At 63.0% G+C, this 540-nt stretch carries 1 protein-coding gene; it reads left to right on the top strand.

Going from position 1 to position 540, the window contains the following annotated elements; genetic code table 11:
* A partial coding sequence (locus tag KW846_RS29700; protein ID WP_218486462.1) for an Ig-like domain-containing protein occupies positions 1 to 540 on the top strand: 540 nt, incomplete at both ends.

The raw sequence follows: 540 nt of genomic DNA, 5'->3' as shown, positions 1-540 counted from the left end.
CCGCCAACGGCGCCAACACCCTGCCTGAACAGTTCGCCGTGACCGCGGTCGACGACAACGGCACCACCGCGACCGGTTCACTGGACGTGAACATCGTCGACGACCTGCCACAAGGCGTGAACGACAGCAATGCTTCGACGGCGTCGGAAACCTTACTGACCCTCAACGGCAACGTGCTGAGCAACGACGTACAAGGCGCCGACCGGGTAACCATCGGTGAAGGCACTGGCCCGATCACCCCCGGCACCTTCACCGGCACCTACGGCACCCTGGTGCTCAATGCCAACGGCACCTACACCTACACGCTCAACACCAGCGATGCCGATTTCAAGGCCCTGCACGGCGGTGGCGACGGCACGGACACTTTCACCTACACCATCACCGACGCGGACGGCGACAGCAGCACCGCCAACCTGGTGCTGCAGATCCACAACAACGACGATCCGGTAACCCTCAACGGCCTCAACGTGTACGGCGGCGAGCTGACGGTCTACGAGAAAAACCTCAGTGACGGCAGTGCTCCGGATACCACGGCGCTGA

This window comes from Pseudomonas sp. PDM32 (assembly GCF_019219225.1).
Lineage (GTDB): Bacteria > Pseudomonadota > Gammaproteobacteria > Pseudomonadales > Pseudomonadaceae > Aquipseudomonas > Aquipseudomonas laurylsulfatiphila.
The sequence above is the reverse complement of the archived record's forward strand: the minus strand, read 5'-3'. Positions and strand labels throughout refer to the sequence as shown.